The sequence below is a fragment of the Pseudomonas sp. BN411 genome, assembly GCF_029871235.1.
Lineage (GTDB): Bacteria > Pseudomonadota > Gammaproteobacteria > Pseudomonadales > Pseudomonadaceae > Metapseudomonas.
Genome location: NZ_SSOM01000083.1, coordinates 18555 through 40909, shown reverse-complemented (window position 1 = coordinate 40909; position 22355 = coordinate 18555). Strand labels below are relative to the sequence as shown.

Below are 22355 nucleotides of genomic sequence, written 5' to 3'. Positions count from 1 at the left end.
TCTTGGCCGGTAGCTACCTGTCATGAAGGGCAGCAATCGGCAGTCGAACGCAGTCGGTAGCGAATGGCAGCTAGCGGTTGAATCCACAGTTGGTTGTGGACACCAGTACGTCACGGGAGCGTTCCTGGCTCCTGGCTCCCAATGAGGAACCAGGTCATGAGGCGCGGAGGTGTCCAGCAGGTCGGATACCGCTTTGAATCGCTTCGATTCGCGCGTCGATCAGTGGAGTGAGCAAGGCATAGAGTTCGGTAGGCCGGAGAGTGGATCGTTGTTTGCCCAGCAGTTCAATGGACAGTCGCCCCAGGGCCGTGCGAAGAGGCATGTCCGCATCCTTGAGAAGGCGATCATGCAGGTACTGCAGTTGGATGCGAAGCTCCAGCGGGCAGTGTTCCTGGGCTGCCGCCCGTATCGAAAGGCCGCGCAGTCGGCCGAGCTCTTCGACTTGCCAGCACCGCTCGGCGACCTCCGGTGTGAGTGCCAGCAGGTGGCAGCGTTGCAAGTCCAGGTGCTGGATGTGGGCGAGTAATTGCTCCAGCAGACGGCAATGTCCGTCGAAGTCCTCCGGCGTGAGCAGCAGGCGTTGCCAGGCTCGGTAGTTTCCAGCATCGGTCCAGGCCCGCCAGGAACGTTCCAGTTCGGCTTCAAGCTTCCGGCGGTGGTGCACGGCGTCAGCACTGGTCTGAGCACCTAGCGCACGATGGCGCTGGACGCCCTGCATGAGTACCAGGCCCAACTGCAACATATCGCGCAATTCTTCTTGCTGGCGGAACTGCCGGCGTCGATCGGCCAGCCACAGGACAACGCAGGACGCGGCCAGGGCGGCCAGTACGGCCAGTGCGGGCAGGCTCTCTATGATCATGGCGTTGCGTCGCCTGTGAGTCGGGTGAGGTAGCGGGTGAGGTCATGCAGCTCATGGGTCTGCCGGCTTTGCACCTGAAGGCTGGTGCTGATCTGCTGGAGCTGTTCGCCGAGGTCCTGGTTCGCCTGGTGATGTTCGACCAGCGCCTGTTGCATGCCGTCGAAACGCTGCAGGTTTTCCTGGCTTTTGCGGGCCAGCCGGTCAAGGCTCTCGGCGAGGCTATTGCTCTGGCCGCTGCCACGCTCCAGCAGCTCGCGATGGTGTTCGACTTCCTTGCTTACCTGGTTCACGGCCCCGGCGATGGATGTGGCGGCGGCGATGATGTCGCGCGTGGTCCTGTCGGTAGCGGTCGCCATCTGCCGGACTTCGTCTGCCACCACCGCGAAACCACGCCCTTGCTCGCCAGCACGGGCAGCCTCGATCGAGGCGTTCAGGGCCAGTAGCTGGGTTTGCTTCGCCAGGTCCTGGATGCCTTGCACCGACTGTTCGACGAGCGCGGTACTTTGCAGCAATTGCGTCACCGCTCGGGCGGTGTCGCCCAGGCTGCTGCGGATGTCAGCCATCCCGGTCCCCAGTTCCCGCGCCGCCCGGCAGCCGTCCTCGCCCTGGGCATGGGCGGCCGCAAAATCCGAGCGGGCGCTGCTGGCCATTTCGTCCACGCTGGCCAGGCTGCGTTCAATCTGTTCGCTCGCGGCTGCGATCATGTTCACTCGCTGGCTTTGCTCGCCGCCCTGGACATTGGCCTTCTGCGCCAACTGCTCCAGTGCCTGGCTGGCGAAGCGCACCTCACTGTTCAGGCGATCATTGCCGCGCAGACGTTCACTGCACTCGACCAGCAGGGTGGCTTGATCGTTGGCGGATTGGGTACGGAGCAGGCGTGCCAGTTCGTCGAACCAGAAGGCCTCGCTGTAGCGCTGGCGCAATTGGTGCAGATGTAGGGAAATGCCCAGGTAGAGTGTTCCCAGAACAAGCCCAAATGCCATTGTCGGCTGACCTGCATGCGCGCAGGCCGCCGCGCCAAGCGCGGTACCGATGGGGACCCATGCACCATGCTGAATGCTGGCGACGAGGGCGATACCTGGCTCGAATGGCGGATAGGTTGTCCATTGCCGAGGCGTTCGCTGGAGGTCCTGAACGAGTCTGGTCGCTCCTTCGATTCCAGTTACACGGGAGTCAGCGAGATTGCTCATGGTTGGATTCCCACGTGAAGTGAAGACTGTCCGTTGTTCATGGTTGTGCTGCGTCCTCGCGAGACGTCCAGCAGGATCGGTGTGGGGGCAAGACGCCCGCACACCGATGTACCCAGCCGTTACGGTCAGTAGGTGTATTGCACCTGCACCCAGAGCTTGTCGGTATCGACCGTGCGGGCTCGATCATCCGAGTCGTAGCTGGCGTACTTGAGCAGTCCGACCAGACCTTTCACGCCTGGTATCGGATGGGCGTAGGACAGGTCGATCTCGCTGCCGTAGCTGTCGCTGCCCTGCTCGGTGTCGAAGTCGTGGTACCAGGCTTGCAGGCTGCCGCCGGCCAATGGCGCGGTGAACCCCAGGTAGGCGTCCTCGATGCCGTCAGCCGGCGTGGTGAGGAACTGGTCGGCCCAGCCCTGGAAGATGTGCTTGGTTGCCAGCGGCGTCTGGAACGCTCGGTTGCCGGGGCCGCTGTCGCCGCCCAGTACCTCGTAGCCGCCCTTGAGCTGTACGCCGTTGAAGACATACCCCAGCTCCGCCAGGTAGTACTCACTGTCCAGGTCCAGCGGGTTGTCGGCGTAGTCCTGCTGGCGTGCGTACTCCAGCGCATAGCTGAAACCGGCCAGCGCACCGTTCAGGCGCAGGCCGCTGGTCCGGCTGGACAGGCTGCCCAGTGGGGAGGTCGCAGTGGTCGCAATGTTGTCCAGGCCGAGCAGGTAGCTGTAGGCGGTCACTGCGAGTTCCGGCCGCACCAGGTACTGGGCATTGAACAGGTGACTGTGGCCTTCGATGTTGGCGGGGTTGGTACGGTTATCGAAGCGGCCGTTTTCCGGGCCGAAAATGGTGTTGATGTTGTCCAGGTAGCTGTAGGTCAGGGTCAGGCCATCAAGGGGCTTGAGCTGGGCCAGTGCAGCGTCGTAGGTCTGCTCGTTCTGCCGCCAGGCCGAGCCGCCGACAAAGCGTTGGTTGTCCAGGTTGATGCGTTGGCGGCCCAGCACGGCGCTGCCGAAGGCCTGGTCATAGCGCAGCAGGGCCTGGTTGACTTCGGTGCCGTCGGGGTCGACCACCATGGCGTAGTTGGTCTGGCCGTTGCGGGTGCTGTTGTAGGCGGCATCGCCGAGGCGGCTGACGTTGTCCACTTCCACTAGGCCCGAGAGGCCGTACCACTTGCCGGTCTGGAAGCCGACGCGGGTGCGCAGGGTCTGGGCATTGGCGTCGCGCAAGTTGTTGTTCTGGTCGACGTTCTCAAAGCGGTAGCGGGCATCGAGGATGGCTTTGCCCCCAGTGAACAGGTTGCTAACGTCCTCTGTGGCCAGGGCGGCGTGACTGGTGCCGGCAACGGCCAGCGACAGCAGAGCGGGTTTCAGCATGTGCATAGCGGACTTCCTAGGTCTGAAAAGCGCAAAAAAAACGTCACGGTGTCCGCGCTCCGGGTGGAGAGGGGATTCCGCGACGTCGTTGTCGGTTGAGTGGCAGACACGCCGTTGTGCTGACCGGGGAAGGTCTTAGCAGGCACTGTGCCAGTTTGTTCAACTACTTGATTTACATGATGTTTGTTTAGCGACAAGAACATTTGGCGATTACGTCATGCACCTGCGCGGGCAAGGTTGCATTGGCGGGGTGCGAAGCCGGGTACGGGGGCCCCTGCATGGGGCATGCGGGCAAGTCAAAACGCGAAAGCCCGGCACGGGGCCGGGCTTTCGCGAAGGGCAGGGCGGATACCTAGGCGGCGGGGCGCTGCTGACGTTGGTAGAGGAACTCCAGCACTGCGGTGCGGTACTCGTGGTAGCGGGCATCGTTGGCCAGGGCCAGGCGGTCGCGTGGGCGCGCCAGCTCGACCTGGACGATATCGCCGACGGTGGCCGCCGGGCCGTTGGTCATCATCATGATGCGGTCGGAGAGCAATACGGCCTCGTCCACGTCATGGGTGACCATCACCACGGTACTGTGGGTCTCGCCGACGATGCGCAGCAACTCGTCCTGCAGGTGCGCGCGGGTGAGGGCGTCCAGGGCGCCGAAGGGCTCGTCCATCAGCAACACCTTGGGTTCCATCGCCAGCGCACGGGCGATGCCCACGCGCTGCTTCATGCCGCCGGAGATTTCATTGGGGTGCTTGTGCGCCGCATGATCCAGGCCGACCATCTGCAACGCCGCGGCGGTACGTTCCTTGAGGCGGGCCTTGCTTTCACGGGCGCCGAAGACCCGCTCTACGGCGAGATGGACGTTGCCGAAGCAGGTCATCCAGGGCAGCAGGCTGTGGTTCTGGAACACCACGGCGCGCTCAGGGCCAGGGCCGTCGATTTCCCGGCCATTGCAGATCAGCCCGCCGTCGCTGGCATCCAGCAGGCCAGCGATCAGGTTGAGGACGGTGGACTTGCCGCAGCCGGAGTGGCCGATCAGCGAGACGAACTCGCCACGGGCGATGCAGAGGTTGACGTCGCTGAGGGCCTGGAAACGACCCTTGCGCGTATCGAAGTGTTTGCTGACGCCGGTCAGCTCGACGAACTTGTCCATCAGGGTTCTCCTGCTCTTGGTAGGAGCGAGCTTGCTCGCGAATGCGGTTCGCGAGCAGAGCTCGCTCCTACAGGAATGGTCAGTTGTTGTAATCGAAGCGCTTGGCCAGCCACAGCAGGCTCTGTTCCAGGGCCAGGCCCACCAGGCCGACGATGATGATGGCGATGAGGATGTGCTCGACGTTGAGGTTGTTCCATTCGTCCCACACCCAGAAGCCCAGGCCGGTGCCGCCGGTGAGCATTTCCGCCGCCACGATCACCAGCCAGGCGACACCGATGGCCAGACGGATGCCAGTCATCAGGTGAGGCAATACGGCCGGGAACAGGATGCGGGTGAGGACCTTGAACTCGGAGAGCTTCAGCACCCTCGCCACGTTGAGGTAGTCCTGCGGCACGCTGGCCACCCCGGCGGCGGTGTTGAGGATGATCGGCCAGATCGAGCTGATGAAGATCACCCAGATCGACGCGGGGCCAGCGGCCTCGAACACCAGCAGGCCGATGGGCAGCCAGGCCAACGGCGACACCGGGCGCAGCAAGCTGATGATGGGAGAGAGCATCCCGGCCAGGAAGGTGAAGCGGCCGATGGCGAAGCCCAGGGGTATGCCCACCAGCGCCGCCATACCGAAGCCCAGGCCGACGCGGCCCAGCGAGTGCAGGATGTTCCAGCCGATGCCCATGTCGTTGGGGCCGTTGTCGTAGAAGGGATCGGCAAAGAGTTCCAGCGCCGAATGCCAGGTCGACAGTGGCCCCGGCAACCCTTCGCTGCGCGCCGCCACCAGGGCCCAGAGGCCAATGAACAGCAGCAGGCCGAGCAGTGGTGGGACCAGCGCCCTCGCCAGGTTGCTGAATAGCTCCGCGCCTGGTCTGGCCAAGCGTGGATGCGAGCTGGGTGCGGCCTTGGCCGGCAGTGGCAGCGGAGGATTTACCGGAGCGTTCATCGTTACCTCCCGGGTCAGGCTTTGATGGCGAAGGACTGGGCGTAGGCGGCAGGGTTCGAGCCGTCCCACAACTTGCCGTCCATCAGGGTGCTGCCGCGCATCTGGCTGGCCGGAACCGGCAGGCCGAGGGCGCTGGCCGCCTCACTGAACAGCTTGGTCTGGTTGACCTGGGCGGCGACGGCGGCGTAGTCCGGATCCTGTTTGATCAGGCCCCAGCGCTTGAACTGGGTCATGAACCACATGCCGTCGGAGAGCCAGGGGAAGTTCACGTTGCAGTCCTTGCAGAAGGCCATGGCGTGCTTGTCTTCCCATTTGTTGCCCAGACCGTCCTCGTAGTGGCCGAGGAAGCGCTGTTCGATGACGTCCACCGGGGCGTTGACGTAGGCCTTGCCGGCGATGAGTTTGGCGGTGGCCTTCTTGTTCTCGTCGCTGGCCTCGATGAAGCGGCTGGCGTCGAGCAGGGCCATCACCAGGGCGCGTGCGGTATTGGGGTTCTGCTCGACGAAGTCGCGCGAGCAGCCCAGCACCTTCTCCGGATGGTCCGCCCAGATCTGCTGGGTGGTGGTGGCGGTGAAGCCGATCTTGTCGAAGATCGCCCGCGCGCCCCAGGGCTCGCCGACGCAGAAGCCGTCCATGTTGCCGACGCGCATGTTGGCGACCATCTGCGGCGGCGGCACGGTGATGGTTTTCACATCGGTCAGCGGGTTGATGCCGTGGCTGGCCAGCCAGTAGTAGAGCCACATGGCGTGGGTTCCGGTGGGGAAGGTCTGGGCGAAGGTCAGCGGGTTGCCGCCTTTCTTGATATGGGCGGCGAGCTGCTCGCCATTGGTCACGCCGGCTTCCTTCAGCTGGCGAGAGAGGGTGATGGCTTGGCCGTTCTGGTTCAGCCCCATGAGTACGGCCATGTTCTTCTGCGGACCGGCCACGCCGAGCTGGGAGCTGTACATCATGCCGTAGAGCACGTGGGAGGCATCCAGCTCGCCGGTGTTCAGCTTGTCGCGCACGCCCGCCCAGGAAGCTTCCTTGCTGGGTGTGATGGACAGGCCGTACTTGGCAGCGAAGCCCTGGGTGGCGGCCACGACCACCGAGGCGCAATCGGTGAGGGGAATGAAGCCGACCTTCAGAGCGGCCTTTTCCGGTGCATCCGAGCCGGCGGCCCAGGCCGCGCTGCGCAAGAAACCGGGGGCGGAGAGGCCGAGGGCGGTCACGCCACCGACCGTGCCGGCAATGGCGATCGATTGCTTGAGGAAGTTACGGCGACTGCTGTTCACCGGGTCTTTGGAATCACGTTCGCTCATGGTGTTGTCCTGAATGGAGGGCAAAACAAAAACGGCGTACGCCAGAGCTCCTAATAGGGGAAGGAACTCTGACGGACGCCGTTGTCCGTGATCCGCGGCCCACCGCCGTTGGCGCGCTACGCAAGAATCTGCAGGTGAGATTGCAAACGCCTTGCCAGCTTGGCCTGCAGCCCGAAGCCATGGTCTTGGCAGGTTACTTTCGGTCGTTATTGTCTTTTAAATCAGTAGCTTGGCTATTGCGGTAATGCTTCGGGCTAGCTGGCGGCAATGAGCCATGTTCGTGCGGCGCCGATGCGGCCTGAACGGTTTTGGTTCGCTTGGAGCAGGAGAGGGCAGCGAGGGGCGGATGCCAGGAACGGGGTGCAGTATTCGGGGCAACGGAGGACAGCACCACAGTGCGCCTGCGTACTGTGTGTGGCTAGAGATTGTTGCGAGCGTTGGCCCTGTCCATGGGGAGCGAACAAGTTCGCCTCCTCATGGACTTGACCGATTTCTGGTTGACGCTCAGACGCCAAGCATCTCGTGCGTGGCGATGATCTGCTCGGCTACCTGGATCAATCGTTGTTGGCGTCCCATGGCCTGGCGACGCATCAAGGTGTAGGCGGCCTCTTCGTCACAGCTTTTCATCTTCATCAGCAGGCCCTTGGCCAACTCGATGCGTTTGCGTTCGGCCAATTGGCTGTCTCGCTCCAGCAGTTGGGCGCGCAGGGCCTGATCACTCTCGAAGCGCGCCATGGCCACGTCCAGGATTGGTCTCAATCGCTCAGTGTGAATGCCTTCGATCACGTAGGCGCTGACACCGGCCCGGATCGCCTGGCGCATCAGCTCGGGATCGTGATCGTCGGTGAACATGACGATGGGGTGGGGCCGGTCGCGGCTGACCATCACCACCTGTTCCATCATGTCGCGGCCGGCGGACTCGGTGTCGATCAGTACGACATCGGGGCGCGCCGCTTCGATGCGCTCGGGCAGGTTGATGCTCAGGCTGGTTTCGTCCATGACCTCGAAACCGGCCTCCACCAGGGCATTACGCAGACGGCCGACTTTCTTCGGGGTGTCATCGATCAGGAGAATGCGGAGCATGCAGTGGTCAACTCTAGGCGTCAGAGGGCAGCGGCCGCAGTGGCGGCGCTGTGGGCGTGAATAGCGAAGCTGCGGGCGTAGCCGGCCGGGTCGGTGCCGTCCCAGATCTGGCCGTCGAACAGCCTGGAGCTGCGCATGGGGTGCGCGGGGACCGCTATGCCCAGCGCTTCGGCCGCTTCGCGGTAGAGTGCTAGCTGGTGGACTCGACGGGCCACGCCGAGGTAATCCGGGTCGTCCCTGAGCAGCCCCCAGCGACGGAACTGGGTCATGAACCACATGCCATCGGACAGCCAGGGCATAGACGCCTCTCCGCCGGCAAAGAAGCGCAGTGGGTGAGCATCGCGCCAGGCGTAGCCGAGGCCGTCCTCGTAGTCGCCGAGAAAACGCGGTTCGATGGCCGACAGTGGTGCATCGAGGTACTCGACACCGCTGATTAGCCGGGCAGTGCTGCGCTTGTTCTCGTCGCTGGCGTCGATGAAGCGGCTGGCCTCGAGCACCGCCATGGTTAGGGCGCGGGCGGTGTTGGGGTACTGCTCCACGAAGGCGCGCGTGCAGGCGAGCACCTTTTCCGGGTGGTCGGGCCAGATCATCTGGCTGGTGGCCAGGGTGAAGCCCTGTTTCTCATCCACCGCTAATGCGCCCCAGGGGCCGCCAGCACAGAAACCGTCGATGTGCCCGGTCTTGAGGTGCTGGACCATCTGCGCGGGCGGAAGCACGACTGTGTTCACATCTTCCAGCGGGTGGATACCCTGGGCCGCCAACCAGTAGTGCAGCCACATGGCATGGGTGCCGGTGGGAAAGGTCTGGGCGAAGGTCAGTTTCGCACCGTGCTGACGCACCCGGGCGGCGAGAGTGTCGGCTCGGGTCACACCTGCCTGACGCAGTGGTTCGGAGAGATTGATCGCCTGGCCGTTCTGACACAGCCCCATGAGGATCGCCATTTCGGTGGGCGAGCCACCCAGTCCCAGGTGGGTGCCGTAGACCTGGCCATAGAGCGAGTGCGCGGCGTCCAGCTCGCTGCTCAATAATCTGTCACGTAAGCCAGCCCAGGAGGTCTGCCGCTTCAGCTCCAGGGTCAGCCCGTAGGGCTGGGCGAAACCCTGGGTGGCCGCGACGATCAGCGAGGCGGAGTCGGAAAGGGCCATGAAGCCCAGGTTCACTGTGCGCTTTTCCGGGGCATCGCTGCCCGCGACCCAGGCGAGGTTGTCGTTACGGGTGCAACTCTTGTCGGTCATGTTGTTTGTCCCACCACTGAACGAAAAAGGCGCCGTCCCAGTCGCCATGGGATTGGTGACCGGGTACGACGCCATCGTCTATGAACTGTCTCCGCCGTTGGAGGGAGTTCGGAGTGCTGGTGTCAGCAAGTGATGTGCCATCGTTCAGTAATGAAACTGAACGGAGGGCAGGGAAGAGGGCGCTGCTGGAGCTTCGATTAGTAGACGACCTCAACTTGGCTGTTATCTGCCATTCGGTATCGGCTGCTGCATAACCCAGCCCCTCGCTTATTAATGAATCAATCCACGCTCTCTGGCGGCACGTACCGCCAGTTTTCGCTTTCGTACTCCAAGCTTTTCAAAGATGCGCTGCCAGTACCATTTAACAGTGTTCTCCGTCAGCCCCAACGCTTGAGCTACTTCCTTGGCGGCGAGGTTTTGGGCCGTTAGACGAATGATCGCCAATTCGCGTTCGGACAGGAGCTCGGCGCTGGCATCGGTGGATACCAGCTCAGTTACTCGGGGTACTTCAGGGCGTTGGCCGAAGGCCGCAAGCAGTTTGTCTAGATAGCTGGTCCATGCCAGAGGGATATCAGCTGCTGTTGATTGTTTCAGCTGAAGCAGTAGCCCACACAGCTCTTCGCCCTCGTCGACAAAGATGCGCACAAATAGTCCTTCGGAGCGGCTTAAAGCTTCGATCAATGTGCGGCGCGCAGCTAGGTTGTCGCCAGAGCGAGACAGCAGACGTGTCAGCAATACGGACACGCGTACAAAGGACCGATTGTACTGGCGCTCCTGCAACAGATTTGCCCAGCGTCGTAGTACGCGTATGGCATTGGCATATTGGCCGTTCTCAAGGCTAACGCGGGCGAATGCCATTGCGAAACTCTCTCGGCTGCTGTCTGCCCCTTTCTCAGGGGATAAGGATTTGAGAGCAGTGAAATCCGGGCTGCGTTCAAGCAATCGCTCGGCCTGCACCAACTGACCCTGTTCAACGTAAAGTTGCACTTGGGCCGCCAGCACCCGGGCGCGCAAACGCGGCAGCTGGAATCGCATGGCAAATTGATGGGCTGCGTCGAGTTGCTCGTGCGCCACGGTGTAACCCGCATCTAGCCTTGTCAGAAGCGCGCCGGTAATCACTCGGGAAATGATGGAGTCGACGATGCCGAAGTCCAAGCTACTGATGGAAATCTCGGTCAACAGCCTGCGGGCTTCGTCTAGGCGATCCGTTTCATACCAAAGCTGAACCAATGGAGCTGCAGCCATGGACGCGAGTGAAGAGTCCCGTCCCTGGATACGGATTGCCGTTGCGTGAGCGGACAGGAGCAGACGCTCCGCGGTGGCAACCTGGCCGCGCGATGCAAAGACGCAGCCGGCGACAACGTCCAGGAAGACTGTTCCATAGCCGGCCCCTACGTTGAGGAATAGCCGACGTAGCTCGTCCACCTCCAGCTCGGAAACGAGACTCTGATAGCTATCACGCCGGCACATTATCAAGGCAACTTTTGCCGAGGCGAGCATGAAACTATCGCTGTGCTGATAGGCCTGCAGCCAATTTGTGATGGCGCGTTCGGCTGGGCGTAACTGGTCGGTAAAGGTTTGCAGCATGCAGTCGCGATGCTCCAGGGTTACACGGAGCAGCTCCTGCTCCCTGGCGGCGCTGCTGCCCTCAACAACATCTGGGTCAAGAAGTTGTTGGGTCTCGAAGAGCAGGCGGCGAGCCTCGAAAAATCGCCAGCGAATGATGTTGTCCCATACCAGCTCAAGCTGTAGCCGAGGAAGGCGTTGCATCACGTTGGCATCGAGCTGATCGGCCAGCGCCTGTAGCGTGGTGGTTTGTCCGCTGCTGAAGAGCGCTGGGCTTATACGGTCCAGTAACGTGCCGGCCCATTCCTGTTCGTCCAGGATGAACGCATGCTCGATGGCTTCAAGCTCCCGCCCGTGTCCAGCCAGCCATTGACCGGCACGACGATGGTACTGCTGCGCCGAGCGCGGAGATCGGTCCATCAGAATACGGCGCAGCAGGTCGGCGAACAGATGGTGATAACGGTACCAGTTGCGCTCCCGATCCAGCCCGAGAAGGAATAGGTGCTTCACCTCTATCTGATCGATCAAGTCCCTTGCGTTGCTCACTCCGAGTACCTCGTTTGCGAGCTCGGCGTTGAACGATTTGAGTAGCGAGGTCGCAAGGAGAAATTGCTCGATCTCTTGAGATTGCTTGGCAAGTACCTCTTCCACCAGGAAGGCGGCAATGTCTCTATCTGCGCCGGAGAACCGCTGGAGAAAAGTATCGACATCTACTCCAGACTCCAAGGCAATCGAGGCCATGCGTAGGCTTGCCGGCCAGCCTTCTGTTTTCCCCAGTAAGGTAATCAGCTGCGTTTCGGACAATTCCGGTATATGGAATCCGGCCATGAACTGGCGGGCTTCTTTCTCGGAAAATGAAATCGCTGCGCTATCGATCTCATGCAATTGACCGAGGGCGCGTAGCCGGGAAAGAGGCAGCCGCGGTAACTCGCGCGAGGAAATCACCAGATGCAGGTTATGCACTGGGCTGGTAAGAAGCAGGCTGATCAACTCCAGCACTCGAGTGTCGGTGATCAGATGGAAGTCATCCAGGAACAGATACACGCGGTCTGGCAACTGCATGACACGTTCGAGAATCTCTGCTGCCAGGTAGGGAGTGCTGGGGCCGGATCCTAGGCCATGGTGCGAGCCGGAGGCATTGATTGCACTGTGGCCATCAAGCGCTGATAGGAGCAGGGACGAGAAGCGCACTACGTCGTTATCGTAGCTGTCGAGGCCCAGCCAGGTGGCTTGCAGGTGCCGTTGCTGCAGGCGACGGAGCAGCGCGGCCATAAGACTGCTTTTGCCATATCCTGCCGGCGCGCAGATCAGTAGCAGCGACTTGTCGAGACTTCGTTCAATCCGATCCAGCAAGTCCTCTCGCTCAATCAGCCCGCCGGCCTGCGTTGGCGGTGCGAATTTTGTTGGCAGAATCGGCCATGAGGCTGGGCCGTTCATCGACTGTTCACCGGGCATGATCAAACTGAACGCTGCTCAGGCTCCAGCGTTGAGTGGAATACCCATCACGGAAACCCTTGTTGTTAGAAACTGCCGAAATCGGCAGCGAGTGCGTCGTTTATCACATAGCCGTCTGTGATGCTCAAGGCCCTTGAGCGTGCGGCCCCGGAAGGACGAACGATGGCAATGCCCGAAAGGGAGGGTGGGGGCGTTGCTGCTGGGATGAGAATACCGGCCAATGCACAGTGGAGTGCCCAGCCGGTAGTCCCTTAGCTATTCGAGTCAGGTATCAACCGGTGAAGTCTTTGCCGAAGATGTTCCGAGCGATCACCCACTTCTGTACCTCGTTGGTGCCTTCGTAGATCTCCGCGATCTTGCTGTCGCGATACACCTCTTCAACATGATAGTGCGACCCATCGAAGGCCAGCTCCTTGGTGAAACCGTAGCCGCCGAAAATCTGAACACCTTCGCGGGCGAATTCGCTGGCCAGGTTGGTCCCGTACCATTTGGCCATGGCTGCTTCAGGCTCGGGGAACTGCTCCCCCCCATCCATTCGCAATGCGGCTTTGAGGTACAGGTTGCGTGCGTTTTCGATTTCGGTAGCTCGTTCGGCCAGGCGGAATTGCCAGTGCTGGAACTGGGCCAAAGCCTTGCCGAAGGCTCGTCTTTTCTGCAGGCGGGCAACGCTATGGTCGAAAACGCTCTGCGCCATGCCTACACCACTGGCGGCGATGCCAATGCGTCCGTAAGTCAGTACTTGCAGCGCGATCTTCAGTCCGTCGCCACGCTTGCCCACAACGTTGTCTAGCGGGACTCGGACCTTGTCGAACCGTATATCGGCGGTCAGTTGCCCATGGTTTCCGAGTTTTTTGTCAGGCGCACCGACAGTGACGCCTGGTAGGTCGAGGTCGACAACCACTTCGGTCATTCGCTCACCATCGCGGCACAGCAGCACGACGAAGCTAGCTACTGGCGAGTTCGTGATCCAGCGCTTGTGCCCATTGATCTCAATGTGGTCGTCGTGGAAGGTCGCATGGGTCACCAGGGCCTCTACCGACAGGTCAGTGCTAGCCTCCGGTTCGCTGGTGGCAAAGCTGCCGATCTTTCGACCTTCCAGTAGCGGCGTCAGGTAACGCTTTTGGAGTGCGGGGTTGGCCCATTCGAGAGCGTGGCCGGCGAGGATGCAGTGCACATCGTAGATCGCCGCGACGCTATTGCTGAAATAGCTCAGCTCCTCGATAACGACCGCGGTTGCTGCTGCTGGACATGCCAGGCCGCGCCCACCGACTTCAGCGGAGAAGGGAATTCGAAAAAGGCCGGCATCTGCCATTGTCTCGAAGAGGTCGAAAGGGAAAGCCTCGACAGCTTCTTCACGGTGGCCGATTTGCCAGGCAACAGGTGCCACATGCTTTTCGCAGAACGCACGCACTTCTGCCCGAATCGCAAGTACCTCCTCTGGGCTCATCAGGTCGTGGTACAGACGTGGTTCCTGGCGAGGTGGATGAATCTCGTTTGTCATTGTCATTTCTGGCAATTCTCGTGTTGGTCGGGATGGGAGGTGCACTTTGTCCGGATATCCGCCCTGGTCGGGCCTGAACACACTCAACACGCACCCAGGGCGATGAGCGCAGCCCGGGCGCAGGCTTCGTCTTCGGATTCACTACCACCGGAAACAGCGACAGCACCTATCAATTGACCGTCGATACGTATCGGCAGACCACCTCTCACCAAGGTCAGGTCGCGGTGCGATAGCAGACCATCACGTACGCGTTGGCCGGAGGCTTCCAGGACTTGTTCGAGCTCAGCTGCTGTGATGCCGCAGCCTGCTACGCTGCGCGCTTTTTTGATGGCCATTTCATGGGAAATCAGAAACGCCCCTGGCATCCTGGCGAAGCCGGTAAGCGCGCCTTGGGAGTCGACAACGGCGACCACTACCTTTATCGCCAGTAGTTCCGCGTGGTGGATCGCGGCCTCTATGGCCTGTAGCGCAGCTCGATGGGTGATGAGGGGGTGAGAGATGTACAGGGGATCAGTGGACTTCGGATTGACGACCATCGTTGACTCCGAGACCGAACGAATTCGGTCCTGCTTTTGTTGCGCTCGGGGCGATGTGCGCCAGCGGAGCTAGCCAGGGGCTCGGTGCCTGTAAACATGCAAGGCTCAATTCCCCTGGGCATTGATGAAACTGGCTGATCGGCACTCCGCCCACCGGCCACACTGAAAAAAAAGGGCGTCTCGGTTTTTCACGCTCGATAAGGTAGACGCCCGTGAAAGGAGCACTGCTGGTTTTCTCTCCGAGACCTTGTTGGCGGTTGCGGAGAGGCAACAATCAGGTCACCACAGTGAGAAAAGTTTCGTGAAGCTTGCGCTGCACGTAGTCGAGACCGCCGCCATCACCGATACCGTCGAAAGTCCAAGTCAGCGGTGGATGGTCCGGATAGGGCTGGCGATCTTCCTTGAAAGTCTCGAAGCGATTGCCGGACGGATCCCATGCATAAATGGTCCTGCCACGAGTCACGCCATGTCGGGTTGGTCCGATGTCCACAGGCACGTTGTTCATCGCCATGATGTCGCCGGCGCGCAATACCTGTTCCCAGCTTTCCATCAGGAAAGACACATGGTGGAGCTTCCCTGGCTCCTCGTAATGACCGAAGGCGATGTCATGGGATTTGATCGAGCAGCTGAGGAACCCAATGATGTTGGTCTCGCCATCTGGGCCAAGTACGCGCTCGACCAGCGTGAACCCGAGCACATCGATGAACAGCTTGAGCGTCTCTGGTACGTTCGGTCCGTACAGCAGCAGATGGTCCATCCGCAGTGGTGAGATGCCGTGAGTAGCCGTAGGGTCCCACGGAGTCGGATTGACCTCACCGCACCCGTTGCCGACGAAAGTCTTCTCGGCATACAACTCGACTTCGTGACCACTGGGGGTGGTGAAGCGTACGCGTTCACCGGTCTCTAGCAGGTCGCCGGCGGCGATGCGATGCGTGTCTACCCCGTAGGCCTGCAGCTTGCCTTCAAGGTCATTCAGGGTAGCGACATTCAGCACCTTGAAGCCGACGAAATCCATACCTGCGCGATCGGCCTCACGCAGTATCACGCTGTGATGATCAAACTCGTCGCGGCATTTGAGATAGATGCGACCCTGGGAATCCCGCCCGGTCTCTAGCATGCCGAGAACATCGCGGTAGTGGTGTACGCCCGCCTCAAGGTCCATGACACGTAGTTGAACGTGCCCGGGGCGCAGAACGCCTGTCATTGCCATGTTTCGCTCCTGATTGTGTTTGTTCTAGAGAGGGCTGGCTGTTGCCCCCGGGCGTGGGCCCGTCTTCTGGCCTAGCTGTTCGACCCGACGGTGGCTAAACACGTCTGGGTCATGTACCGGAGGTACCACTTACAGAGGTCATGGAGCGCGGCGATGCTGCTCCAGTCTGTATGTCGGCTAGCTCCATTTGGCAGTCAGTAGATACCCTAACTACCGTTGTAAATACCGTCTAATACCTTGTTTTCGTCTGCCTCATACCTATTTGGTATGTCTATGGCTCGCCCTCTTTAGTCGCCCCAAGGGGCTGCTCTTGGCGGTTTTCCTTGTGCCGTGGCCTTGTCCGCATGCGGCACAGCGTGTTCAAAGATCGAGATACAACGTGTCTGACATTGCGCGGGATACACAGATGATGATGTGCTTGTTCGCCGCGCGTTCGGCAGCTGAGAGCACGTTGTCACGGTGCTCGGGAATACCATCCAGCAGGCCCGTCTTGCATGTGGCGCACAGGCCCTCGCGGCACGAATAAGGCACGCCTTCACCACATGCCTCGAGCTCTTCGAGAATGCTGCGTCCGGCTGGTACTTCGAGAGATTTCCCCGAGCGCAATACAACGGTGAATGGCTTGTCCCCGGTGGTATCGATCTCCGTTGCCGTAAACCACTCGAAGTGCAGGGTTGCTGGGTCGCGTCCGGTCGCCGAGGCCTCGACCGATTTCATAAGTGGGTCAGGGCCGCAGCAGTAGATGTGGGCTGTTGGGCTGATGCCGACCAGCGCCTGTGATGGATTGAAGAAGTCTTGCTGTTCGTCATCAAAATGCAGGTGGCAGCGCTCCGGTGCCAGCGACATGAGGTCTTCATAGAACGCCATGCGCTGGCGATTCCTCGCGCAGTAGAACAGCTGCCATTTCTTGCCCAGGCGAATACAGGTATGGATCATCGCCATGATTGGCGTAATACCAATACCGCCAGCAATGAAGACAAACTCGTCTGCCTCTTCCTTGAAGGGGAAGTTGTTTCGAGGCGCGCTGGTCTGCAGCGTTACACCAACGCGGATCGACTGGTGGATCAGGCGGGAGCCGCCGCGGCTGTCTTTGGCCAAACCTACGCCAATGCAGTAGCGATCCCGCTCAGTTGGATCATTGCAGAGTGAGTAGTGGCGAATCAGGTTGCCCGGCAGATAGACCTCAAGGTGCGAACCAGCCTCGAAGGGGGGCAGATCCTTGCCAGCGGGATTACGTAGTTCCAGGAGCATGACGTCACGTGCTTCGCAGCGTACGTCGGTGACTTTCAGGGAGATTTTTTCGCTCATTTCGGCAGCCTTTCCATAAGGTGTCGTCGCGGGCACAGCGCTCGCGGCCACGGACGTCAGAGGGACGATGCAATAAGTGCTTCTTCTTGCATGCGTTCTTCTCTGATCAGCTTGTCCAGCACCCAGAGCATTTTGCCGGGGCCAGCATCGGCTGCGATGTCGAAGGTCTTGAAGTCAGGCTTTTCCTGCATGCGAATGCGCTGGCCTTCGAGCATCACCTTGTCTTCAAAGAAGGCGGCGTCGATGCCTTCCTTGAGTAGATCGGCTAGCCCCGGGCGTTCGGTAGCCTTGCTCACACCCCAGGAGAAGTAGTAATCCACCGAGTCTGCGTCACGAGGCGTAATGGCTTGGCAGCTCCAGGAGTCCAGTACCAACTCGCCATCGGACTCGCCTTCAGTGGCGGTGCCTGCAGTAAATACGCGGAAGTGCAGGATCCAGTTGCAGGGGACGGTCTGAGTGATGTCGAAGTGCGCATCGCATGTGAATCCCGGCGGGAACAGGTGAGCGACGAACTTTGGAACCGGTACGTTACGTACCCAGTAGTCGGTCTTGATCCCGCGAGGCAGGATCTTGTGCTCGGGTCTGGCAAGAGCCTGTGCCCAACCCATGGCAATGGTGTTGTCGTGCGTGAATGAGCTATGCGACAGGTCCGCCAGGTTGGCGTTCTCCATGCGATAGTCCGCATCAACCTGGATGTAGCTCGGGCGTACTATGTAGTCCGGGTTGCCTGGGCCGACGGAACTGCAGATCAATGCGGGATCAGCCTTTTCCGGGTCACCCATCCATACCCAGATCCAGTTGTCCTTCTCCACTACAGGGAAGGCTCGCACGCAGGCGCGTTCGGGGATGTTGTCCTGGCCGGGGATTTCGTTGCACTTGCCATCGGCGCCGAACTTGATGCCGTGGTACATGCACCGCAGGTCGTCACCTTCTTTGGCGCCCATCGAAAGGGCCGCCTGGCGATGTGGGCAGCGGTCTTCGAGAGCAACGACATCGCCATTTAGCTTGCGGTACAGAACGACGCGCTCTCCGGCGATTTTCCGGGCGACGATGGAAGTCTTCCCTTGCGATATCTGGTAATCCCAGCCTGCGCAGTACCAGCAGTTTTTGAGAAACATGGCTATCTCCTACCAGGGCGCTGTAGAGCAGCGTTGTTTTTGTTTGGTCTGGCTTGTGGTGTCGTAAGAGCACCTGTGGCCAAGGTAGCGAGCGTGGGAATGGTGACGCACCAACCTTTTGGGATGGTGGGGCGAGGCATCGTGGCGTGGGGAGTGGGGCAGCATGCGGGGGGCAGTAACCAGCCCGAGGCGTTACCTCAGGCCGGTTTACACGATTCAGCGTTAGAGCAGAAAGCCCATTGCCAAACGATTGAAGCGTTCGCCAATCAGGCGGTAGCCATCTGCATTCGGGTGCAGGCCGTCTACCAGTAGCGCGTTATCGGCAGTGCCGAACAGGTCCAATCCATTGATGTAGTGCAGTTGCTGGTCGTTCTGGCTGCGATGAGATTCGACTACGCCTTCCAGGACCTGGCGAATCTCCTCCAGAGTCATGCCTCCGTTCTCGCCAGCTGCTTCGCGGGACGGCGATGCGATGGGAGATACGAGAACGATTGGGAGTTCGGGCTTCGCGTCCCGAATCAAGACCAGCATGGAATGGGTGGAGTCTGCCAGGGTGCGCGGATTCATGGCGCCGCCGTCCCAGATATTGATACCTAGTTCCAAGACCAGGGCATTGATGTCCTGCTTGGCGATGGTCCGAGCTGCCAGGCTGCTGATCAGGCAGGAGCCCGCCCAGCCCATGTTGAGCATGCTGACATCGGCGAGGGCCGAGGCGACTGCCGGCCAACTGCCGGTGCCGCTATCAGCTTCCATGCCATGGGTAATTGAGCTGCCATGGAACAGTACCTGTGGGCGGACGTCAGGCGCTGCGCTCCAGCTTGCGCCGGCATCCACCTCAAGCGATTGGATGATTTGCACGGTGGATTGTGGGAACCAGATTTCCACGGTTTTCTCGCCTGCGGGCAGATGCTCAACACTCAGCACGGCGTGCGGATCACCCTGCGGGGCCTGGCCTGGAGTGAGAAACGCACCACCTGCAGCTGCCGCTTGCGCAAACACCTCGTTGTTAACGCGAACCTCGAAGTTGCGTTTCCACTGTTCCGGTTCGCTCAAGTAAGCCTGGGTCTGCAAGGTCCTCAGTCGCACGTTGCGGCTATTGGTGTTAAGGCGAAGGCGCACGCCCGATGTCATCGCTGCGGTAAAGCCGTTGAGCGGGTCGAGCATGAAGCCAGTAGCCGGATCGAAGCGAACTGGCTGCAACCCTGCCTCATGCTCGATGCAGCCGAGCTGACCTGTCAGCAGGGACTTGAGGTCGGTAAGGGGGACGTGTTGCATGGTGCGCACCTCTGGTTGTGGATCCGTTTTGTCGGACAAAGGCGCAGTCTATGAAGCTCGACTGAATGGCAGTAGTGTAAAAAAAGCCACTTTATATGCGGAAACAGACGGTATGCCTGTCGCGGCGATTTTCCTATACGACAACTGCTACGCCTCCAGCGTGGGCGGCTTTGCCGATGTGTTGCAAGTCGCCAACGCGCATCTTGCCGCTCAGAACTCAGCGCAGCGTTACACCTGGTCATTCCTCGCGCCGAAGGCTGGTGGTATCACGACGAGTAACGGATTACCGCTCCAGGCTCGGCAGCCTGAGCCGGGTGAACACTTCGATATTGTCTACATTCCTGCCTGTCACTATCTGGGCTATCACTCCTTCAGGCAATTCCTTGATCAACAGTCGCTGCATTGCGAATGGCTCTGCCGGCAGTGGGAGGTGGGGGCTGAGCTCATTGCCACCTGCACTGGAACATTCGTCCTGGCCAATACCGGACTGCTTGATGGTCGCGTCGCAACAACCACCTGGTGGCTGGAGGAGCAGTTCCGCGCCTGGTTTCCCGCCGTGGATCTCCAGATGGCGCCGATACTGACTCAGTCGGACCGACTGTTCTGCGCCGGAGCACTGTCCTCCTATCACTTGCAGTCGATCCAGACCATTGAGCGCCATTCAGGTGCAGCACTGGCAGCGCAGTGCGCCAAGAGCTTGCTGATCGATGTCAGCCAGACGCTTCAAACGCCATACCTTCCGTTGTTGGCGCATCGTTCGCACAGCGATGCCGTGGTGCAGCAGGCGCAGGATTATCTCGAGCGCCACCTCGCCGACCCCATTCGCCTGACAGATCTTGCGAAGCGTCTGGCGGTAAGCGAGCGCACGCTGATTCGTAGATTCCATCTGGCGCTTGAGCAGACTCCTCTGGCCTACCTACAGAGCTTGCGCATCGAGGCAGCGCGAACCATGTTGGAGACCGGTAATCAGCGCATCGAGAGCATTGCGCAGGCAGTCGGGTATCTGGACAGCAGCTCGTTCGTCAGGCTGTTTCGCGAGCGCATTGGACTCACCCCGGCAGCCTATCGGCGGAAATTCAGGCTGGGCGGTTAAATTGCTCGCTTGTCGGAACTCGCATAGTTGGAGTCATTTTTGCCACTGTGCGAGCAATATGCACGCCCTTACTCTGGCGCCCTGCCAAGTGAGGTGCCTCCATGAATGTCTTGATCGTGCATGCCCATCCGGAGCCTGCCTCCTTTACCTCAGCGCTCTTCCAGGCCGCAGTCGAGCATTTCCGCAACCTCGGAGCAGCGGTCGAGGTTTCTGACCTTTACGCGATGGGGTTCGATCCTGTTGCCAGCGGTGCGGACTTTAACGAGCGCGCCAATCCGGACTACCTGGTGTACGCCCTGGAGCAACGCAACGGAGTCAAGAGCGAAACCCTTCGTGATGATATCCAGAGGGAAATCGACAAGATCAAGCATTGCGACTTGTTGGTTCTCTGCTTCCCCGTCTATTGGTATGCGATGCCAGCCATCCTCAAAGGTTGGATCGACAGGGTGTTTGTCTCCGGGGTGTTCTACGGTGGTCGACGCATCTTCGACCTAGGGGGTATGCGCGGAAAGCGTGCGTTGGTTTGCGCGACCCTCGGAGGGCGCGAGGGCATGTTCTCCGCTGAAGGCATACACGACGACCTGCATGCTCTGTTTCGGCCTCTGCTGAAAGGGACACTGGGCTATACCGGCTTCGAAGTGTTCGATCCATTCTTTGCCTATCACGTGCCCTATCTGGATGACGCCGCGCGCGGAGAAATTCTCTCCCAGTGGTGCGAGCTTCTGGCTGAAATCGATCAGCGACCGGTGATGCCGATGCCCTTCACCGACGAATACGACACGAATTTTGAACGGCGTGTTCGCTAGCGCGAGCGAGCCCGAAACCCTCCCTACTATTTGCTCAGCAGGAGTTCCCATGAGTTCCCAGGATGTCTTCGTCATCGAAGCGGCACGTACAGCTATTGGTACCTTCGGTGGCGCCCTCAAGGATGTGGAGCTGGCCGACTTGGCTACCACACCCATCAAAGGAGTGATCGAGCGTTCCGGGATTGATCCGGCAGCTATTGGTCATGTCGTTATGGGAAACGTCATCCCTACGGTGCCGCGCGACGCCTACCTGTCCCGAGTTGCTGCGATGAATGCAGGAATTCCTAAGGACGCTTCGGCCTTCAACGTCAACCGTCTGTGTGGCTCGGGCCTGCAGGCCATTGTCTCTGCCGCACAGGCCGTGATGCTGGGGGATGTGCAGTTGGCCATTGGCGCTGGCGCAGAAGCCATGAGCCGGGGGCCATACATGATGCCGGCGGCCAGATGGGGCGGTCGAATGGGCAATATGCAGGCCCTGGACTACGTGCTCGGTGTTCTGCATGACCCCTTCCACAGTGTTCATATGGGCATCACTGCGGAGAACGTTGCTGCACACAGCGGTATCAGTCGCGAGACTCAGGATGAGTTCGCGGTGGAAGAACAGCGCCGTGCTTCGCTGGCCATCATGGAGGGGCGATTTGTAAGCCAGATCATCCCGGTTGAACTGCGCACTCGCAAAGGTGTGGAGCTTTTCAGCGTGGATGAACACCCGCGTGAATCCACTGCGGAGCAACTGGCGAAAATGAAAGCCGCGTTCAAGTCTGACGGCACCGTCACCGCCGGTAATGCGTCGGGGCTCAATGACGGCGCTGCGGCATTGCTGTTGGCTAGTGCTCAAGCTGTCGGCGATCAGGGGCTTAAGCCGCTGGCTCGCATCGTTGCGTACGCTCACGCCGGTGTGGAGCCCGAACTTATGGGGCTCGGGCCTGTTCCGGCAACACGCCTAGCGCTCAAGCGTGCTGGCCTCGCTATCGATGATCTGGATGTGATCGAAGCCAACGTGGCCTTTGCGGCGCAGGCCTGTGCGGTGATGAAGGAGCTGCAGATGGACCCCGCCAAGGTAAATCCCAACGGTTCTGGAATCGCTCTTGGTCATCCCATAGGGGCGACCGGGGCGATTATCGCCACGAAGTTGATTCATGAATTGCACCGTACTCAGGGGCGCTATGGCTTGGCGACCATGTGTATCGGGGGAGGTCAGGGCATCGCGGTGATTTTCGAGCGCGTCTGACCTCTCGGGTATCGGGCAGGGGGGCGATACCGCTCGATACCTGACGCAGCGTTTCTCCTCATTATTGGCCGTCTAGATTCTCCGCTGTTCGAGCTTTGAGAGAAGTTTCTTGGAGTGAAGGGCGGCCAGTACTCAACTAAGTG

Annotated in this window: 18 protein-coding genes; 3 read left to right on the top strand and 15 right to left on the bottom strand. The window is 60.4% G+C overall.

Annotation, left to right across the window (positions count from 1 at the left end):
* Positions 1-154 precede the first annotated feature (154 nt).
* The 15 genes from E8F06_RS25875 to E8F06_RS25805 form a co-directional block, all read right to left on the bottom strand.
* Positions 155-859 carry a hypothetical protein gene (locus tag E8F06_RS25875; RefSeq protein ID WP_256873271.1) on the bottom strand — a complete coding sequence of 235 codons (705 nt, stop codon included), beginning with the start codon at positions 857-859 and terminating at the stop codon, positions 155-157.
* Positions 856-1842 (bottom strand): methyl-accepting chemotaxis protein, encoded by a 987-nt coding sequence (locus tag E8F06_RS25870; RefSeq protein ID WP_280359983.1) that lies wholly within the window; start codon positions 1840-1842, stop codon positions 856-858. Before E8F06_RS25870 ends, E8F06_RS25875 begins: the two co-directional genes overlap by 4 nt.
* A 332-nt stretch (positions 1843-2174) precedes the next feature.
* A complete protein-coding gene (locus E8F06_RS25865) occupies positions 2175-3422 on the bottom strand; it encodes an alginate export family protein (RefSeq protein ID WP_179057942.1) in 1248 nt (415 codons plus the stop codon).
* 346 nt (positions 3423-3768) lie between these two features.
* On the bottom strand, positions 3769-4560 hold the full coding sequence (locus E8F06_RS25860; protein WP_179057943.1) for an ABC transporter ATP-binding protein: 792 nt from the start codon (positions 4558-4560) through the stop codon (positions 3769-3771).
* A gap of 79 nt (positions 4561-4639) precedes the next feature.
* A complete protein-coding gene (gene ntrB, locus E8F06_RS25855) occupies positions 4640-5497 on the bottom strand; it encodes a nitrate ABC transporter permease (RefSeq protein WP_179057944.1) in 858 nt (285 codons plus the stop codon).
* Positions 5498-5511: 14 nt separating this feature from the next.
* Complete coding sequence (locus tag E8F06_RS25850) at positions 5512-6795, bottom strand: CmpA/NrtA family ABC transporter substrate-binding protein (protein WP_179057945.1); 1284 nt, start codon at positions 6793-6795, stop codon at positions 5512-5514.
* Between the two features lie 504 nt (positions 6796-7299).
* Positions 7300-7878 carry an ANTAR domain-containing protein gene (locus tag E8F06_RS25845; protein ID WP_179057946.1) on the bottom strand — a complete coding sequence of 193 codons (579 nt, stop codon included), beginning with the start codon at positions 7876-7878 and terminating at the stop codon, positions 7300-7302.
* Positions 7879-7898: 20 nt separating this feature from the next.
* Positions 7899-9113, bottom strand: a complete 1215-nt coding sequence (locus E8F06_RS25840) for a CmpA/NrtA family ABC transporter substrate-binding protein (RefSeq protein WP_179057947.1) — start codon at positions 9111-9113, stop codon at positions 7899-7901.
* Between the two features lie 270 nt (positions 9114-9383).
* Positions 9384-12116 carry a LuxR C-terminal-related transcriptional regulator gene (locus E8F06_RS25835; protein ID WP_179057948.1) on the bottom strand — a complete coding sequence of 911 codons (2733 nt, stop codon included), beginning with the start codon at positions 12114-12116 and terminating at the stop codon, positions 9384-9386.
* Positions 12117-12405: 289 nt separating this feature from the next.
* The gene (locus E8F06_RS25830; protein ID WP_179057949.1) at positions 12406-13635 is read right to left on the bottom strand and encodes an acyl-CoA dehydrogenase family protein; all 1230 of its coding nucleotides are present in this window, start codon (positions 13633-13635) and stop codon (positions 12406-12408) included.
* A gap of 83 nt (positions 13636-13718) precedes the next feature.
* Positions 13719-14171 carry a heme-binding protein gene (locus tag E8F06_RS25825; protein WP_179057950.1) on the bottom strand — a complete coding sequence of 151 codons (453 nt, stop codon included), beginning with the start codon at positions 14169-14171 and terminating at the stop codon, positions 13719-13721.
* Between the two features lie 274 nt (positions 14172-14445).
* Positions 14446-15381, bottom strand: coding sequence for a catechol 2,3-dioxygenase (locus E8F06_RS25820; protein WP_179057951.1), 936 nt, complete (start codon positions 15379-15381; stop codon positions 14446-14448).
* A 360-nt stretch (positions 15382-15741) separates the two neighbouring features.
* Positions 15742-16689: a PDR/VanB family oxidoreductase gene (locus tag E8F06_RS25815; protein ID WP_179057952.1), complete on the bottom strand. Its 948-nt coding sequence runs from the start codon at positions 16687-16689 to the stop codon at positions 15742-15744.
* Positions 16690-16745: 56 nt separating this feature from the next.
* Positions 16746-17807, bottom strand: a complete 1062-nt coding sequence (locus E8F06_RS25810) for an aromatic ring-hydroxylating dioxygenase subunit alpha (RefSeq protein WP_179057953.1) — start codon at positions 17805-17807, stop codon at positions 16746-16748.
* A 222-nt stretch (positions 17808-18029) separates the two neighbouring features.
* Positions 18030-19082, bottom strand: a complete 1053-nt coding sequence (locus tag E8F06_RS25805; protein WP_280358978.1) for an SGNH/GDSL hydrolase family protein — start codon at positions 19080-19082, stop codon at positions 18030-18032.
* Between E8F06_RS25805 and E8F06_RS25800 the strand changes: the two genes are divergently transcribed.
* The 3 genes from E8F06_RS25800 to E8F06_RS25790 all read left to right on the top strand — a co-directional run bounded on the left by E8F06_RS25800 (position 19081) and on the right by E8F06_RS25790 (position 22212).
* Positions 19081-20175 (top strand): helix-turn-helix domain-containing protein, encoded by a 1095-nt coding sequence (locus E8F06_RS25800; RefSeq protein ID WP_280358976.1) that lies wholly within the window; start codon positions 19081-19083, stop codon positions 20173-20175. The genes E8F06_RS25805 and E8F06_RS25800 overlap by 2 nt on opposite strands.
* Before the next feature lie 101 nt (positions 20176-20276).
* The gene (locus E8F06_RS25795; protein ID WP_179057956.1) at positions 20277-20981 is read left to right on the top strand and encodes an NAD(P)H-dependent oxidoreductase; all 705 of its coding nucleotides are present in this window, start codon (positions 20277-20279) and stop codon (positions 20979-20981) included.
* Positions 20982-21030: 49 nt separating this feature from the next.
* Entirely contained in the window at positions 21031-22212 is a 1182-nt protein-coding gene (locus E8F06_RS25790) for an acetyl-CoA C-acyltransferase family protein (protein ID WP_179057957.1), read from the top strand.
* Positions 22213-22355: the final 143 nt, after the last annotated feature.